At 39.7% G+C, this 18062-nt stretch carries 13 protein-coding genes; 5 read left to right on the forward strand and 8 right to left on the reverse strand.

From position 1 onward, the window contains the following. The first annotated feature begins 179 nt into the window (after positions 1-179). Positions 180-3326 carry a TonB-dependent receptor gene (locus H5119_RS14225; protein ID WP_182702716.1) on the forward strand — a complete coding sequence of 1049 codons (3147 nt, stop codon included), beginning with the start codon at positions 180-182 and terminating at the stop codon, positions 3324-3326. A 51-nt stretch (positions 3327-3377) separates the two neighbouring features. On the opposite strand, the gene H5119_RS14230 is transcribed toward H5119_RS14225, so the two are convergent. Continuing rightward, positions 3378-3809, reverse strand: coding sequence for a MarR family winged helix-turn-helix transcriptional regulator (locus H5119_RS14230; protein ID WP_182702717.1), 432 nt, complete (start codon positions 3807-3809; stop codon positions 3378-3380). A gap of 150 nt (positions 3810-3959) precedes the next feature. On the opposite strand from H5119_RS14230, the gene hmgA reads away from it, so the two are divergent. Then, on the forward strand, positions 3960-5261 hold the full coding sequence (gene hmgA, locus H5119_RS14235; protein ID WP_182702718.1) for a homogentisate 1,2-dioxygenase: 1302 nt from the start codon (positions 3960-3962) through the stop codon (positions 5259-5261). Positions 5262-5263: 2 nt separating this feature from the next. Beyond that, entirely contained in the window at positions 5264-5893 is a 630-nt protein-coding gene (gene maiA / locus H5119_RS14240) for a maleylacetoacetate isomerase (RefSeq protein WP_182702719.1), read from the forward strand. A gap of 12 nt (positions 5894-5905) precedes the next feature. Here the strand turns inward: maiA and H5119_RS14245 are convergent, their stop codons facing one another. Then, entirely contained in the window at positions 5906-6139 is a 234-nt protein-coding gene (locus H5119_RS14245; RefSeq protein WP_182702720.1) for a TIGR02647 family protein, read from the reverse strand. A 114-nt stretch (positions 6140-6253) separates the two neighbouring features. Here H5119_RS14245 and H5119_RS14250 point away from each other — a divergent pair, with 114 nt between their 5' ends. Beyond that, the gene (locus H5119_RS14250; protein WP_182702721.1) at positions 6254-6556 is read left to right on the forward strand and encodes a DUF1496 domain-containing protein; all 303 of its coding nucleotides are present in this window, start codon (positions 6254-6256) and stop codon (positions 6554-6556) included. 54 nt (positions 6557-6610) lie between these two features. Next, the gene (locus tag H5119_RS14255; protein ID WP_138585276.1) at positions 6611-6919 is read left to right on the forward strand and encodes a VF530 family DNA-binding protein; all 309 of its coding nucleotides are present in this window, start codon (positions 6611-6613) and stop codon (positions 6917-6919) included. Positions 6920-6971: 52 nt separating this feature from the next. On the opposite strand, the gene H5119_RS14260 is transcribed toward H5119_RS14255, so the two are convergent. The 6 genes from H5119_RS14260 to H5119_RS14285 form a co-directional block, all read right to left on the reverse strand. Beyond that, positions 6972-8591 carry a diacylglycerol kinase family protein gene (locus H5119_RS14260; RefSeq protein ID WP_182702722.1) on the reverse strand — a complete coding sequence of 540 codons (1620 nt, stop codon included), beginning with the start codon at positions 8589-8591 and terminating at the stop codon, positions 6972-6974. Between the two features lie 680 nt (positions 8592-9271). Further along, on the reverse strand, positions 9272-9895 hold the full coding sequence (locus tag H5119_RS14265) for a TetR/AcrR family transcriptional regulator (protein WP_182702723.1): 624 nt from the start codon (positions 9893-9895) through the stop codon (positions 9272-9274). A 158-nt stretch (positions 9896-10053) separates the two neighbouring features. Continuing rightward, complete coding sequence (locus H5119_RS14270; protein ID WP_182702724.1) at positions 10054-11484, reverse strand: efflux transporter outer membrane subunit; 1431 nt, start codon at positions 11482-11484, stop codon at positions 10054-10056. Then, positions 11481-14615, reverse strand: coding sequence for an efflux RND transporter permease subunit (locus tag H5119_RS14275; RefSeq protein ID WP_182702725.1), 3135 nt, complete (start codon positions 14613-14615; stop codon positions 11481-11483). Before H5119_RS14275 ends, H5119_RS14270 begins: the two co-directional genes overlap by 4 nt. 12 nt (positions 14616-14627) lie before the next feature. Beyond that, complete coding sequence (locus tag H5119_RS14280; protein WP_182702726.1) at positions 14628-15797, reverse strand: efflux RND transporter periplasmic adaptor subunit; 1170 nt, start codon at positions 15795-15797, stop codon at positions 14628-14630. Positions 15798-16146: 349 nt separating this feature from the next. Further along, positions 16147-17445 carry a hemolysin family protein gene (locus H5119_RS14285; RefSeq protein WP_138585919.1) on the reverse strand — a complete coding sequence of 433 codons (1299 nt, stop codon included), beginning with the start codon at positions 17443-17445 and terminating at the stop codon, positions 16147-16149. Positions 17446-18062 lie beyond the last annotated feature (617 nt).

Below are 18062 nucleotides of genomic sequence, written 5' to 3' on the forward strand. Positions count from 1 at the left end.
TGTAAATAGTTATAAGCATAACCGCTTATTAAAAAAATATTACAGTTGTATTTTATTTGTAACGAACAAATGAAGTACAATAGCCAAGATGTTTAGAAAATTTAGCGCTTCGCTTTGTTCGCTAAAGCATCAAATATAAAAATATAAAAATTTAATTACTAACTACACGGGAAAATTAAATGAAAACTCAACTTCGCAAAACAGCTCTTTCACTTGCCATTGCGGCATGTGTTGGTGTAAGTGGTGCTGCAATTGCTAACGAAACAACCTCTGCAATTAAAGGTCAGATCACAGGTCCTAATGGTAATCCAGCTGCAGGAACAAAAGTAACAATTTTACATGTGCCTTCTGGATCAGTAAAAACAACGGAAGCAAATGATGCGGGTTATTTTACAGCTAAAGGCCTTCGTGTTGGTGGCCCTTATAAAGTCGTTGTAGATTCAGATGTATACGCAGACCAAGAGTTTAATAACATCATATTAAACATTGGTAACGATTACCCAGTAAACGTTTCTCTTGAGTCACAATCAAGTATGGAACAAATTGTCGTTACGGGTGCTCCAATTAGCTCTATGTCTGGTGGAACTGGTCCTGCGTCTACTTTTACGCTAACGGATCTTGAAAACCAACCAGCTATCAACCGTGATTTAAAAGACATCATCCGTATTGACCCACGTATCACAATTGATGATAGCCGTGGTTCAATCAACTGTGGTGGTGGTAACCCACGTTACAACAGCTTAACGCTTGACGGCGTTCGCATGAACGATAACTTCGGTTTAAGCTCAAACGGTTACCCTACTATCCGTGCCCCTTTCTCTTTCGACTCTATTGAACAAGTTTCAGCTGAGCTAGCCCCTTTTGACGTTCAATACGGTGGCTTTACATCGTGTAACATCAACGCTGTAACTAAATCTGGTGGCAACGACGTTCACGGTGGTGTTTTCTTCGATTACACAAGCGATTCAATGAAAGGCGACGAAATTGAAGGTGATGAAGTTGATAACGGTAACTACACTGAAAAACGTTACGGCTTTAACGTAGGTCTTCCACTAATTGAAGATAAACTATTTTTATTCACTTCTTACGAGAAACTTGAAGGTGTTCGTCAGTTTAACTACGACGGTTTAAACACTGGCAGCGTAACAGCTGAAGATATTACGCGCATCACTAACATCGCTCAATCTGTATATGGTTACGATGTTGGCGGTATGCCATCTAGCATGCCTGTTGAAGATGAAAAAATCTTAGTAAAACTAGATTGGAACATCAACGAAGATCACCGTGCAAACTTAATTTATAACTACAACGACGGTAATACAATTTCTCAGTCTGATACTGGTTCTAGCCGTGTTTCTTTATCAAACCACTTCTATGATCAAAGTGCTGAGTTTACGTCGATTATTGGTTCTGTATATTCTGATTGGTCAGACGATTTTTCTACTGAAGTTCGTTTAGGTAAATCAGAGCTAGATGCCACTGTTCAGTCATTAGATGCTGCAAGTAGTTTTGGTGAAATGCAAATTCGTACTGATAATGGCGGCACTGTATTCATTGGCCCAGATGATTCTCGTCAATCAAACGATTTAGACTACGACACAACTACATTTAAAGTGGCTGGTACTTACTACTTAGACCAACACACTATTACTGCTGGCTATGAATATGAAAATCTAAGCGTTTTCAACTTGTTTGTGCAGCACACTGAAGGTGAATACCGTTTTGGTTCAATCGATGAGTTTGAAGCAGGTATAGCCGACCGTATCTACTACAACAACTCAGCTGGAACAAACGATCCAACTGATTCGGGTGCTAGTTTTGAGTATGCTCAACACACGTTTTATGTACAAGATGAATACGCATTTACTGACTTAGATGCAACAATTCAGTTTGGTTTACGTTATGACAAATACACAAGCGATGACGTTCCTAACTTTAACCAAAACTTCACTAGCCGTTATGGTTATAGCAACCAGTCTACATTTGATGGTATTGACTTACTGCAACCACGTGTTGGTTTCCAATGGTATGCAACTGACGAACTTGAAGTACGTGCTGGCCTAGGCTTGTTCTCTGGTGGTAACCCGAACGTATGGCTGTCTAACTCATACTCAAATGACGGTATTACACAAATCGCTACAAGAGAACGTCAATTAAGTAATTATGATTCTGATTCAAGAACTATTGACTTATTTAACACTCCTAACGTGAATGGTGGAACTCCTGGCTTTGAAGTTCCACAAGAACTTTATGATATTATTGGTGCTACAGAAATAGGTTCTGGTGATGGTACAGTTAATGCTGTAGACCCAGATTTCGAAATTCCTTCAGAGTGGAAATACTCACTTGGTGCTACATACACAACTGAAGACGAATATGTAATTTCTGTTGACTACTTATACTCTAAGAAGAAAGATGCTGCTGTAATGCGTGACATTTCACTTCAAGATAGCGCTGAAACTACGTTTGATGGTCGCCCTATTTATGAAAGAATCGATGGTCGCGGTGGTGATTTACTTCTTACTAACGTAAGTGGTAACAGTGGTGATTCTTCAGTTATTTCTGCTGCAATCAGCAAAATGTACGACAACGGCATTAATTTTAGCTTTGGTTATGCATACACAGACGCAGACGATGTAAACCCAATGACTAGCTCTACAGCCGGTTCTAACTACGGTAACATCGCGCTTTCTAACCCAGGTAATCCTGGTGTTGCATCTTCAGATTATGAAATTCCGCATCGTTTTACTATGACGCTTGGTTACAAGCATGAGTTTGTAGACGGCTTTGAAACACGCTTTAACCTTTACGGTGAAGCATATAAAGGCTTACCTTACAGCTTTACGTTTGACGAAAGCGATGGTGTTTGGGGTGATGAAAGCTGGAATGGTAGCCGTCAATTACTTTACGTTCCACTTGAAAACGATCCAAACGTTGTTTACAACATGTCGGCTGATGAAATCAATGAATTCAATGACTTTATTGCTTCTGAAGGACTTAAACGCGGTGAAATCGCTAGTCGCAACCAACAGAATTCAGATTGGTTTGTTAAGTTTAACTTTAAGATTACACAAGAACTACCAGGCTTTATGGAAGGTCACAAAGGTGAAGCATTCTTTGTAATCGACAACCTTACAAACATGTTAAATGATGACTGGGGCGTACTTAAGAAAGGTCCTTTCGTAGGCGCTAGCATGATCAAAACATCACTAGATGATCAAGGTCGTTACGTTTACTCAGGCTTTAACGGTAATAACGCAAATACGTCAGTACAAACTGATGCATCTGTATGGCAAATGCGTGTAGGTGTTCGTTACACTTTCTAATTTAATAATTTAAATTAGTTACTATTAAAAAAGCCCACTTTGTGGGCTTTTTTATGCCTTTAATGTGTTATTCAACTTATCAAAAACGCTCATTAATACTTCATATTCCTCCCTACTTAATGAATTTAATAATTTTTTTTCCCACGCGAGCGCATCGGGGGCTATTTGTTGATATATTTCTTGCCCTGCTTCACTGAGCATAAGTAGTACGGCCCGCTTATCATTCTCATTCAATTGACTACGAATTAAGCCTTTATCTATCAATACTTTTACAGCACGTGATAACGTCGATTTATCCATATTTGCTTGGAGGCATAAATCCTTTGCATTGCTTTGCCCATACTGCGCTAAATTAGCAAGTATTCGCCACTGAGGAATAGTTAAACCGTATTTAGTTTGATAAACCTCGGCAAAGTCGTTACTTACACGCGTTGCGATATTAGTCAATTGATAAGGTAAAAACGTTGCTAAATCTATTTGCATTTCAGGTATTCCAGCTCTGTAAGCTTTACTTATCTGTTCATTTTTATTTACACATATGCACGTTAGCACATTTGATATTAGTCTCACTTGAGAGTATCTTACCTTAAATAATAAAAACATAAAACCAACCTTCTCTCACAGGAATCAGTAATGGCCACACAATTAAGTTATATGACAGGTTTTGGGAATGAATTTGAAACACAAGCGCTGCCCGGTGCATTGCCAATAGGTCAATTTAGTCCACAAAAAGTTAAATACGATTTATACACTGAGCAATTTAGTTCAACGGCCTTCACTGCTCCGCGTGCTGCAAATCGTCGAACTTGGTTTTACCGAATTCGTCCGTCGGTGGTGCAAGGTGATTATCGTGCAATGGATAACGCTTTACTAAGAACAGCACCCATAACAGAAGCTGTAACACCACCAACAATGCTGCGCTGGAACCCAATTGATGTACCTTCTGCACCGACCGATTTTATAGACGGATTAGTAACAATGGCCGCGAACGGTAGCGCAAATGGACAATCGGGTATTGGCATTCATGTATATGTAGCCAATCAGTCAATGCAAGACCGCTACTTTTGTAATGCCGATGGCGAAATGTTATTTGTCCCGCAGCAAGGTGAGTTATTAATTCACACCGAGTGCGGTAAATTAGGCATTAAACCAGGTGAAATTGCTGTGATCCCACGAGGCATCAAATTCTCTGTTGACTTAATTGACGATACTGCGCGCGGCTATATTTGCGAAAATTATGGCCATGCATTAGAGCTTGCAGAGCGTGGCCCTGTTGGTGCCAATGGTTATGCCAACGACCGAGATTTTCAATACCCAGTGGCAGCCTATGAAGATAAAGAAGGTGACTTTGAACTGGTTTCTAAGTTCAATGGTAATTTATTTAGCTGCGAAATTAAGCACTCTCCTTTTGATGTAGTCGCATGGACAGGGAATAGTTCGCCGTATAAATACGATTTATCGCGTTTTAACGTCATGAATACGGTTAGTTTTGATCACCCCGACCCGTCTATATTTACGGTATTGACGTCGCCATCAGCCACTGAAGGCATGGCGAATGTTGATTTTGTTATTTTCCCGCCCCGTTGGATGGTCGCCGAAAATACATTTAGGCCGCCTTACTATCATCGCAATATTATGAGCGAGTTTATGGGCTTAATCGAAGGTGTATATGATGCAAAAGAGCACGGTTTTGTACCAGGTGGTGCGAGTTTACACAATTGTATGTCGCCGCATGGTCCTGAAGCCGATGTATTTGAAAAAGCATCTAATGCGGAACTGGTTCCACAAAAATACGAAAATACCCTAGCCTTTATGTTTGAGTCGCGCTATATCATTTCGCCGACAAAATACGCATTAGAAGGACAAGAACGCCAGCCAAATTACACTGACTGCTGGCGTACTATTAAAAAGCAATTTACAGGCTCACAGGATTAATTATGAAATTATACAGCTACTTTCGTTCATCAGCCGCGTACAGAGTCCGTATAGCGCTTAATTTAAAAGCAATCGATCATGAACTTGCGATTGTTAACCTTTTAAAGTCAGAGCAACTTGGCGACGACTATTTAAAAATGAATCCACAAGGCTTACTCCCTGCACTTGAAACCGATGACGGCGTATTAGCCCAATCGCTTGCGATACTTGAATGGCTTGATGAAACGTACCCTCAGTCGCCGTTAATTCCAGGAACTGCGTGGCAAAAAGCGCAAATAAGAAATTTAAGTTTTGCGATTGCCTGCGATATACACCCTGTTAATAATTTACGTGTCCTTAAATATCTATCAAATGAGCTAGGGGTAGATGATGAGTCTAAAAATAAATGGTATCGACACTGGATTGAGATAGGCTTTGAAAAAATAGAACTTATGCTAAACGAAAATGATGACTATTGCATTGGTGATCAACCAACGCTCGCGGATATATGCCTAGTCCCGCAAGTGTTTAATGCCATTCGTTTTAATGTTGATATGGCTGCTTATCCAAAAATTGCAGCCATTTACGCGCGTTGTAATAAATTGGCTGCATTTAATGATGCTGCTCCGCAAAATCAGCCCGATGCAAATTGAGCTAATTTAAAACTAACGTTGTAGCGCACTATGAATAACCGTAACGTGCTCAATTAAGTCTAAGCCCAGATCAGTTAAATAACCGCCATCTGGGCTATCTATAATCCCTTTTTCAAATAACCGTTGCGCTGCACTAAGTAAACTTGGCTCTGCATCTGAATGTAATTTAATTCCCTGCATTTTACTGTCGCGTGGAAATTTAGCCAATAGCGTAAACTCTTCTATCATTGTTTGGTTAAATTGCATGTGTTCACCTTTTTATTGTTTTGTGTTTTACTAAATGTGTTGTACTAAACTTACCCTAGCATGTTTTTTAGCTTTGTGTACTATTTTTAAACTCATGACAATTTAAGGTGCAAAATGCGTAATTTATTTATTCTATGTTTTTGTTTTACTTGCTTAACATTCACAATGCTAAGCCAAGCAAATACCATCAAAACACTCTCAGTTGTCGACGCTGATCAGTTTATAAATGCCGATACCCAATGTTGGTACGACAATAAACGCTACAGCGAAGGTGCATTAATACAAATTCACTCGTTCACTTTAATTTGTAGCGCTAAAACCCCGCAACATAATAATAGCCGACTGATTTGGCTCAAACTAGATAAGCAAGGGAATGCTATTTACCCAACTAAGCCGCAAACAATTACGGTGAATTAGCCTCTATGCACGAATTAAGCTACAATACGCACAGTTTAAATAAGTAGTATGGCTATGAATAATCAACCTAAAAACCCATTACATGGGGTAACATTAGAACAAATACTTGTTGAGTTAGAACAAAGACTTGGCTGGAGAACATTAGGTGAGCAAGTTAAAATCAAGTGTTTTACTGACGATCCTAGCATTAAATCTAGTTTGAAATTTTTGCGTAAAACACCATGGGCCCGAGACAAAGTAGAGGCCCTTTATATACATACAATAAATAATAGACCTATTCGCAGACCAAAAAGTGCGCCTAGAGAAACGTCAAATAAAGCCCCGGATACAACAGGGTTTGTTTGGCCTTCTATTAAAAAGTAAATGAGATAAAGATGCATAATTATATTATGCATCTTTATCTCGACATCCCTTTTTACACCTCTTTACAAATAACATTAAGTGATGCTGGTACGATAGTAATTACTAAGCGTTTAGCTGTTTTAGCCTCACCATCTAACACATACCTAATCTCATCCTCTGCAGTAATTTCAACTCTTTTAGCATTGGTATGATGCGAATTTATAGCTAAATGCGTCTGAGTAATACTGCTAAACATAAGCTCTGCAATACTCAAAACTGTTGTGAAATCATCTTTGTTGGGAGTTAACCAATTCACATCAAGCAAACCATCATTATGATTTGGTTGCCCCCCCCCTTGAGCGAGTAATGTAGTAAAAGGTGCCGCATTAGCGACAATAAAGCTATTAGTGCAAATTTCTTGAGGTTCATTGTCATCGAGTTTTACAGTAAGCGATTGTGACTTTTGCTCACCAAAAGCTTGAAAGAAACCATTTAGGTAAGCTAATTGCCCTGATTTATTTTTTGCTTCTCTGTCCGCTTTCTCAATCATGGATTGTTCAAATCCAATGCCCGCCAGTAACAATACCAATTCATCATTACAATATGCCGTATCCATTAAACTTGTTTGACCATCTATAATTAAATCGCAAGCTTGCTCTACAGGAATAAATTTAGAGCTGCTCCCCATTAATACATGCGCAAGTGCATTTGCTGTACCTAAAGGAATAATACCTAATTTACATTGTGTATTAACAAGCACACTGGCGACTTCTGCAACGGTTCCATCTCCGCCACAGGCAATAATAATATCAGGTTGCTCTTTTATGGCGTGCTTAGCTAAAGTTATGCCGTTGGTTTCTTTATTGGTGGTGAGTATTTTTAAATCATAATAGCTTGATAAGCGGGCAACAATTAAATGCTCCTTTTCTTGCCATAATTTAGTGCCCGATACCGGGTTTGCTATCAAAATAGCTTTATTCTTTATAACAAGTTCTCCATTTTTATGGCGTTTTGCTAAATGGCGCAATTGGTGTTTATTTAAATTTGCAGTTTCACGCGTTTCTTTGATCTGTGCGAGTATTTGATGCACATCCGCATTTTTATTCTGGCTGAGCAAGTAAGCTGCCATAACAAACACTGAACGCCCTCTGCCTAAAGCGCAATGCACCACGACTCGACGATTTTCTTTGATATGATGATGGATCCAATTAATAGCCTGATTAAGCTGCGAGTGCGTCGGTACGCTGTGATCAAGCACTGGGATATTCAAATACTTTATATTTTCCTGTGTTGAGCTCCATTCTAAGCCATCAAATTCACAGGTTACGTCTAAAATGGCTGTTATTCCATTACTCTTTAGTGTGTCTATATCCGATGGAAATAATCGACAGGCTAAAAATAAATTGTTATTAATTTGCTGAATAGGCGGTACTTTATCGTGCTTGCGAGCGTATGCATTATAAATTTGAACACCGAATAAAAAAGGGATAAAGGCCCAGCGAATATAAAAAGGAATGACACCACTTTCTCTTTTTCTAAATATTTTACCCGCATTAAATAGATAAGCAGCACTTACCAGCAGAAGTGATAAAGCAGTCCAATAAAATACCAGTGAAAAGTAAACGGAGTTAACCTCCCAACCAATAAAAATAAACAGTAATGCTAATACTAAATAACTTATTGCAGCCCACATAGTTTCTCCTTTTATGTATTATTAGTTAACCTGACCGCTGGATAATAAATCTATCTCGAGCCGCTATTTTCAGCGCTAACTGCGTTGAATTTACTTGCAATAGGCCCGCTATTGATGCGTAAATTCGCCTTGTTTTCACTGAAAATCTCTGGCTAGAGAGAATAAATTTAAATATCACAATGATTCAATACGTTAGTAAATCTCTTAACCAGAGTTCAGGTTAGTTAAATCCTACTGTTCTGTAGCAAATTACGCACCATCTAATTTATTTATAAATTATAGTATACCAATTCGCTTAATTAAGTGATCTATTTTGAGGCTATGAAATCGTGTCGATAAAAAGGAAAAAATTATTACTTAGTTGTTTTTTATAAGGATTTTTATGTGGTTAGCGTGAGATTTCATCTCTCAAATTGGGTGATTATTATTGCGGATAGGTACTCGTTCATTAAGTTTAAACAAATAAACGATGATTAAATTCTATTTTAAAATCTGCCAAATTTACGTGCTTATCAGTCATAAATTCATATAACGCGATTTACTGAAATTCGTTCATGGGAGGAAAAAGCTAACAATGCGTTAGCTTTTTATGAGGAAGAGTCACGCTACATAGTTGATGCCTTGCCTAATACCAAATAGTCTACTGCAAATTTAACTTCTAAAGATAAACAGGCCCTAAACTAATGTGATTCAAATGGCATTAGCAATGTTTTCATTGCTGGGCGAAGTGCGATTAAAACGGTTTCTTCTGTTAATTCGGGATAAAGTACTTTTCTCAGTAATAACCCCGCCATAACAGAGAAAATAACATTAATGCGGCTTTCTAACTCCACTTCATCAATATCTTTAATTACACTACGTTCACTTGTCAGTAGCTGGCGCATTTTATTACGTGCCTGAGTGTCTGCATCACGTAATAAAGTAGCGACCTTGTTGTTTCTCCCTGCCTCCGCGAGCATTTCTAAGTCAACCGCACAGGCACCTGTATCAGTATCCATATGCCTTTGCACACCTATATTTAAACCATTAAGTAGTACTGTTAGTGTGTCTTGCGGCTGTCCTTCAAAACCCTCAAATATTGAAAACATTTCTTCCATGTCTTTTTCAATAATGCTTTCAATAATCGCTTCTTTGCTTTCAAAGTAATTATATATATGGCCCGCACTCATTCCCGCCATTCTTGATATTTCAGCCATGCCTGCAGCATGAAACCCCTTACGGCGAAAACAATCAGCCGCAGCAGTCAGTACTTGCTGACGGCGCGCCTCTGCGAGTGCTGGATCTGTGTGCCTTTTAGTTTTCATACGAAACTCCAATACCGAATCTACTGATCCGACAATAGATGTTTTAACAAACAGTTAAGTGCGCAATATGAACATAGTTAACTGAAAAATATAAACACCTATTTAAACCTTATACGCTATTAAACAGCTGCACATGAACTTAAGTGCAGCTGTTTATTCTACTGAGCTTGACTGATATTAAGGTGTTGCTCCCAACCGCCACCTACAACTTTGTATAAGCTTATTTGACTTGCAAGTAATGCTTGCTGTCCAACAATGTGCTGTTGCTGCGCGCTGTACCACGTTCTTTGTGCATCAAGTACTTGCAAATAACTGTCCGCACCGTTGTCATAGCGCGCTTGTGACAAATCAAACGTTGATTGACGGCTTTGCAGTAACATATCAAGCGCTGTTAACTGCTCTTGATAACCTTCTGTATCAGCTAATGCATCCGCTACTTCACGAAAAGCCTGTTGAATTTTTTGCTGGTAGGTAACCAATGCAATTTCTTGATCCGCTTTTGCCACATCTAATCGAGCCTGATTTCGGCCCATATTAAAAATTGGTAAGCTCACCGATGGTACAAAACTCCATGTTCCTGAGCCTGAATCAAATAAACCACTCAATTCACTAGACGCACTGCCTGCATTGGCCGTTAAACTAATACTCGGATAAAAAGCAGCCTTAGCCATCCCTATATTCGCATTTGCAGCTAATAACAGATGCTCAGCAGCTTTAATATCAGGGCGCTGCGTTAATAAGTCGGACGGTAATCCAACGGGTACTGATGGTAAACTTAAAAGTGAATGTAATGATTCACTTGGCAGTAAGTTATTCGCTACAGGTTTGCCTACAAGTAAATCCAGTGCATTTTTATCGCGTTTCAATAAACGTTTGTATGTTGCAATATCTACTTTTGCAGTCGCGACTGTACTTCTTAGTTGCTCAAGGGTAATTTTTGAAGCTGCACCCAAATCAAAGCTTTTTTGGGTCAGTGACAGTGACTCCTGCTGAGAACTTAGCGTTTCTTGGGCAAGTGCTAACAACTGTTGATCCGTGGCGTAATTTAGCCATGCATTAGCAAGTTCAGCCACCAGCGACACTTGTGTACTGTATTGACTAAGCTCAGTTGAGTATAAATTTTGCAATGCTTGCGCTGATTGATTACGCACTTTCCCCCAAATATCCAACTCGTACGATGTAATTCCTACCGTTGCGCTATATTGAGAGCTAATTGTCGGATTATTTCCACCCGATAAGTCAGCAGGCAAACGCTGGCGAGTCCCTGCGCCATTAAAATCCAGTGATGGGTACAGTGCAGAGTCTTCAATCTGATATAAACCACGCACGCGCTGCACATTAAGTACGGCTATTTGCATATCTTTATTATGCTCAAGACTTTGCGCGATTAGTGTTTGTAATTTTTCATCGCTAAAAAACTGCTGCCACTTTAAAGAAGTCACTTTTGCTTGCTCGGTATCCGATGCGTATGCATCGGGTACTGGTAACACTAATTTTGCTTGTTCGGGTGCAAGCTGACAACCATTTAAGATAACAACTGTAATTGCACTTAAACTCAATGTTTTAAGATTGACGTTCTTTAGTCTCATTCTGCATTCTCCTTTACAGCGCTATCTGCTTTGCGGGGAAATACACGGCGAACTAATACAAAAAACAACGGCACAAATACCACAACCAAAATTGATGAGGCAAGCGTGCCACCAATAATTGAAATCCCCAGTGCATTTTGTGCACCAGAGCCAGCGCTAGATGCAATAGCAAGCGGTATAACACCACAAATAAAGGCCATTGAGGTCATTAAAATTGGACGCAAACGAAGGCGTACAGCAGCAATTGCAGCGTCAACTAAACCAAGCCCTTCGTCCATCTGATGAATTGCAAACTCAACTATTAATATTGCATTTTTGGACGCCAGTCCTATGGTGGTTAATAAACCAACTTGTAAGTAAATATCATTGGATAACCCACCCGCTAAGGCCGCCATAATTGCCCCAAATATACCCAGTGGCACGATAAGCATTACTGCAAATGGTACAGACCAGCTTTCGTATAAAGCTGCTAAGCATAAAAATACAAACAACAAGGAAATACCATATAACATCGGCGCTTGCCCGCCACTTGAGCGCTCTTGAAAAGAAATACCTGACCACTCAGATGCAAAGCCATTTGGTAGCTTTTTCACTAAACGCTCCATTTCATCCATTGCTTGACCGGTACTGTAACCTGGCGCCGCACTCCCTTGGATTTCCATAGCAGAAAAACCATTGTAACGCTCTAAGCGCGGTGAACCATAAGACCAATATGAACTTGCGAAAGCTGAAAATGGCACCATGTCACCATTGTTATTACGTACATACCATTTATTCAAATCCTCAGGAACCATGCGTGCTTCAGCTTCACCTTGTAGGTATACTTTTTTAACGCGTCCACGGTCAATAAAGTCATTTACATAACTACTTCCCCACGCAGTAGAAAGCGTACTGTTTATATCACCTTGTGATAAGCCAAGTGCTTGCGCTTTTGCCAAGTCTATATCTAACTGTAGCTCTGGCATGTCTTCTTGTCCGTTTGGACGAACACCTGCCAAAATAGGACTTTGGCTAGCCAACCCTAATAATTGGTTACGAGCAGCCAGTAAGCCTTCATGACCCAGGCCCACACGGTCTTGTAAAAACAAATTAAATCCGTTAGCGGTACCAAGCTCAACAATCGCTGGCGGCGGAAATGCAAATACAAAGGCTTCTTTTATTGTAGAGAAGTAACCCATTGATTTTCCTGCAACTGCGTTGACCGATAAGTCGTCACGTTGGCGTTCATCCCAATGCTTTAAATTAACAAAGCCAAGTGCTGAGTTTTGTCCAGAGCCCGCAAAGCTAAAACCAATAACGCTAAAAATACCATTCACAGCTTCAGCTTGATCGTTTAGGTAATGATTTTCTACTTTTTTTACAACTTCAAGTGTTTGCCCTGTTGTTGAACCTGCTGGCAGCATGACTTGGTTAAACAAAATACCTTGGTCTTCATCTGGTAAAAATGCAGTAGGCAAGCTTGAAAACACATACACCATGCCGCCAACAATTACGCCATAAATAAGTAAGTAACGCTTCGAATGCGTAAGCATACGGCTCACAAAGTTTTGTGTACCGGCGTTTGTTTTATCAAATCCACGGTTAAATCCAGAGAAAAACTTACCAATAAAAGAACTATCGTTATGAACGTGACTCGGCTTTAAAAGCGTTGCACATAAAGCAGGTGTTAAAATAAGCGCGACTAAAACCGATAACCCCATAGCCGATACAAGCGTAATAGAAAACTGACGATAAATAACCCCCGTCGAGCCACTAAAAAATGCCATTGGTATAAATACGGCTGAAAGCACCATAGCAATACCGACTAAAGCGCCTTTTATCTCATCCATTGATTTACGCGTGGCTTCAAGTGCTGAGAGCTTTTCCTCAGTCATTAAGCGCTCTACGTTTTCAACGACAACAATTGCATCATCTACCAATAAGCCTATCGCAAGTACCATCGCAAACATTGTTAGCGTATTTATTGAATACCCAAATGCGTATAAAATACCAAATGTACCAAGTAAAACCACAGGCACCGCAATGGTAGGAATGAGCGTTGCTCTAAAGTTTTGTAAGAACAAATACATCACGACGAAAACCAACACAACGGCTTCAATTAGCGTATGTATTACTTTTTCTATAGATAGCGATACAAACGGTGTTGTATCGTAGGGGATCACTGTTTGTAAACCTTCAGGGAAAAAGGGCTCTAACTCTTTAAGTGCATCTTTAACACCTTGAGCGGTATCAAGGGCATTTGCACCACTGGCTAGTTTTACACCTAAGCCTGATGCAGGTTTACCATTAAAACGTGCTATAACACCGTAGTTTTCTCCACCAAGCTCAACTCTTGCTACATCTTCAAGGCGAACAACTGAGCCATCGCTGTTAGTTTTAACTGATATTTGTTCAAACTGTTCGGCCGTTTGTAATCGACTTTGCGCCGTCACCGTTGCATTAAGCTGTTGCCCAGAAACCGCTGGCATCCCCCCTAATTGACCGGCCGATACTTGAGCATTCTGAGCGCTAATTGCCGCGCTAATATCTGCTGGCGTAAGTTTAAAGTTTTGTAACTTGGCAGGATCTAGCCAAATTCGCATAGCATATTGTGAACCAAATAATTGCGCTTCACCCACACCATTTACACGCGACACAATGTCTTGCACATTTGATGAAACATAATCACCAATGTCAATATTATTCATGCTGCCATCTTGCGACACAAACCCAACAACAAGCAGGAAGCTGTCTGCAGATTTTGCCACAACTACGCCTTGCCTTTGTACTTCTTCAGGTAAAAGAGGGGTTGCTGTCGCCAATTTATTTTGTACTTGAACCTGTGCAATATCTGGATCAGTGCCCGCACTAAAGGTCAGTGTTAGCGAAGCTGAACCGCTGGACTCTGATGTAGATGACATATATAGCAAGCCATCTAATCCTTTCATTTTTTGCTCTATTACTTGCGTAACAGAGTCTTCAAGAGTTTGCGCAGATGCACCTGGGTAATTTGCTGTTATGCTAATAGCCGGTGGTGCAATAGACGGATACTGCGCAATAGGTAAACTCTTAATAGCCAAAATACCTGCGAGCATCACTACAATAGCAAGTACCCAAGCAAATATTGGTCTATCGATAAAAAATCGTGACATTGAAACTCTCCGTTATTGCGCTTTACCAGCGGTACCAGACGATTGAACTTCTGAAGGATTAACAGGAGCACCTGGACGAATCTTTTGCAACCCTTCAACAATTAACTGGTCGCCTTCGCTTAATCCCGCAGTTACTAACCAACTAGCGCCAACTGAGCGATCTATTTTTAATACTCTACTTTCAGCAATCCCCTCTTTGCTAGCAACCATTACTGTTGGTTCCCCCTTAGAATTACGGCTAACACCACGTTGCGGCACTAAAATAGCATCCGCTTTTACACCTTCTATAATTGATGCACGTGCATACATGCCAGGCAGTAATAACTTTTCTGGATTTGGGAATTTAGCGCGTAGCGTTACCGAGCCAGTGCTTGGATCAACAGTGACTTCTGAGAACTGTAAAGTGCCTTTATGAGAATACACTGAGCCATCTTCCATCATTAGCTCAACGTCTGCTTGGCTCGTTGAATCAACACTTAAAGCGCCTGAAGCGATCGCTTTTTTGAGTTGTGTTAACTCGTTACTCGATTGTGTTAAATCAACATAAATCGGGTCTAATTGTGTCACAGTGGCTAAAGCCATTGTTTGGTTAGCGCTAACTAACGCACCAACCGTTACGCTTGATTTGCTAATTTGACCACTAATAGGTGACGACACATGGCTGTAATCAAGGTTTATTTGCGCTGATTTCAATTGAGCCTTTGCCGTTAGTAACTCGGCATTTGCTTGTTTGTATGTGGCATCTGCTTCATCAAAATCTTGCTGACTTACCGCTTTTATTTTTAAAAGTTCACTATAGCGTGATGCTTTAGATTTACTGCTTGCAATACTTGCCTGTGCACGCGCAACGGCGGCTTCACTGGCCGCTAAATCAGCTTCAAATGTGGCAGGGTTGATTTGATAAAGCGCTTGGCCTTGCTCAACTTGCCTACCTTCGACAAATAAGCGCGATTGCACAATACCACTTACTTGGGGACGAATTTCAGCAATTTGAAAAGCGCTAATACGTCCTGGCAGTTCTTTTTTTAAAGTAAGTGATTGGCTTTCAAGGGTCACTACGCCCACAGGAACAGCTTGAGGTGCTGAAGCTTGTGACTGCTCTACCGCCTGATCGCAACCAGTTAAAATAACAGAACCGGCAAGAACCGATAATACAAATAAAGCAATGCGGGAACGCTGCATGGTAAATACCTTTAATTTAGAGTGAACGATCATTCTAAATTAAATTCAACTAAGAATATATGTTAATCAATCACTTTTTACACAAATTTACATTTATCATTTTTCCGGATGTGTAATAAGATTTGGAAGGAAATTATTTGTTATGGAACCGTGGGGTTGGTCAAATAACATGGGATGTAGTGGACTATTTTGAGGTAAGAAAATAGCGTCAATAACAAGGTAAAATTTTAACTAGCCTGAACTCAGGTTATTTAATTTGTTCAAAGCTTATGCCAATTACTATTACCGACATAAAAAAAGCCAAGCATAGCTTGGCTTATAAATAACGAGTATCGCAATTACATCAAGTTTATTGAGTTATTGCGGCTGAGGATATGACTCTTGATACAAGTAACTGCTCTACCCTTATCCCTTCAACGTCAACAACTTCAAATTTAAAACCGGCATAGGTTAAATGCTCAGCGCGTTTGGGAATGCGCTTCATGGTGTAAATTAAAAAACCGGCAACCGTTTCGTAGTGCATTTGTTCAGGAAATTCTTCTATATCTAATACTTTTGCTAAATCTGTGATTGGTGTTAAACCATCTACTAACCAAGAGTCTTTATCGCGCGCTATTATCAATTCGTCACCTTGGTGGGTGATCAAATCCCCCATAAAGCCTTTCATTAAATCCTTTACGGTAACAATACCTACCGATAAAGCATATTCATTAACAACAACGGCAAACGGTTTAGCTGCACTTTTAAAGGCATTTAGCGCCTCAGACAAACTCAGTGTTTCGGGCAAGTAAAAAACATCTGTATCAATCAGCTCATCATTGATATTAGCCGCTTCACCTTTAAGGACTTGTCGTAAAATATCTTTTGATTCAACTGAGCCATGCAACTTATCTAAGTTCCCTGACACCACTAAAAAGTGATTATGAGGATGATCAATAATTTTAGTTGCAATATCATGGCTAGATTCTTTCAAATCAAAATAGACAATTTGGTCGCGAGGAGTCATTACGCTCGATAAAAACCGCGCTTCTAAGTCAAACACATTACCAATTAATTCATATTCTTGTTTTTGTAAACTGCCGTATGCCGCACCCGCATCCATCATAGCGACAATGTCTTCGGTTGTTACATTATCTTCTCGCTCAGCAGGGACTTTAAACAACCGCAATACAAAATTAGTGACCCCGTTAAAAAACATCACCAAAGGAGTCAATGCAAAGGTCACCCAACGCATTATTGTAACCACTCTCACAGCCACCGCTTCTGGCATAATCATCGCTAAACGCTTTGGCATTAAATCAGCAAACAGAATAAATAGTGAGGTAATAGTAAAAAACGAGAATAAAAAGCTAATTTTCTCTAAGTGCGGACCTTGGTAAAATAACACCAACACACTTTCAACGTACGGCGATAAAGCCTGCTCGCCCACAATGCCACCTAATATAGCAATCGCATTGAGTGCTATTTGGATCATCGCAAAAAAAGCACCTGGATTTTCTTGCAGTTTTAATACCGCAGCCGCTTTTACGTTACCTTCATCTGCCATTACTCGCAGTTTTATTTTTCGCGACGCTGCAATAGCTATTTCAGACATAGCAAACAACGCACTGATCAAGATCAACAAACTAATCCCGATTAAATCACCCATTTAACGCTCCAAAAAGTTAGCGCTTTTTAAACAAAAAGCAGCTGGATTATAATCGTTTTTTTAAACGCAGCAATTTATATTTAATAAATATATATAAGTCATTATATTTCATTGTGTTAAAGAGATATTTTGAGTTAAAAGTGGGGTGTTTTACAGTGGCATGTAAAATATTATGAAAATTGAGTACTGGTTTGCATCAAAGCGCTACACGCAAGCCCTATAAATACAGGGCTTGCAATAGGACGCGATAACAACGCTATCCTAATAGTACGAGTTATACCAATCTTTTTAAAACATGATCACTTTAGCGTATTAAATAACTCACTAACTACGTTAAAAATTATTTATATAGAACAACTATGTATCATAATTTCAGCCTTGTTATTGAGCTATTTTATTGTCGCTATAATAGATCATTAATTTAGGGTCTGTTGATCTTTGCGGATTAAAATTTGTTCAAACTAGGGGCTATTTAATCGCGGCGCGAGGTTTGCAACCTAGTGGGCTAAGTAAAAACCGAGCAACAAAGAGTAAATAGCCCCTAGGAAGAACCCTTTGGGCAGCGCCTGTTTGGCATTGATGCTGCGTTATCGCCTATTTATGGGGAATAACCACAC

Origin of the sequence: Pseudoalteromonas sp. SG45-5 (assembly GCF_014164085.1) — a bacterium.
GTDB lineage: Bacteria > Pseudomonadota > Gammaproteobacteria > Enterobacterales > Alteromonadaceae > Pseudoalteromonas > Pseudoalteromonas aliena.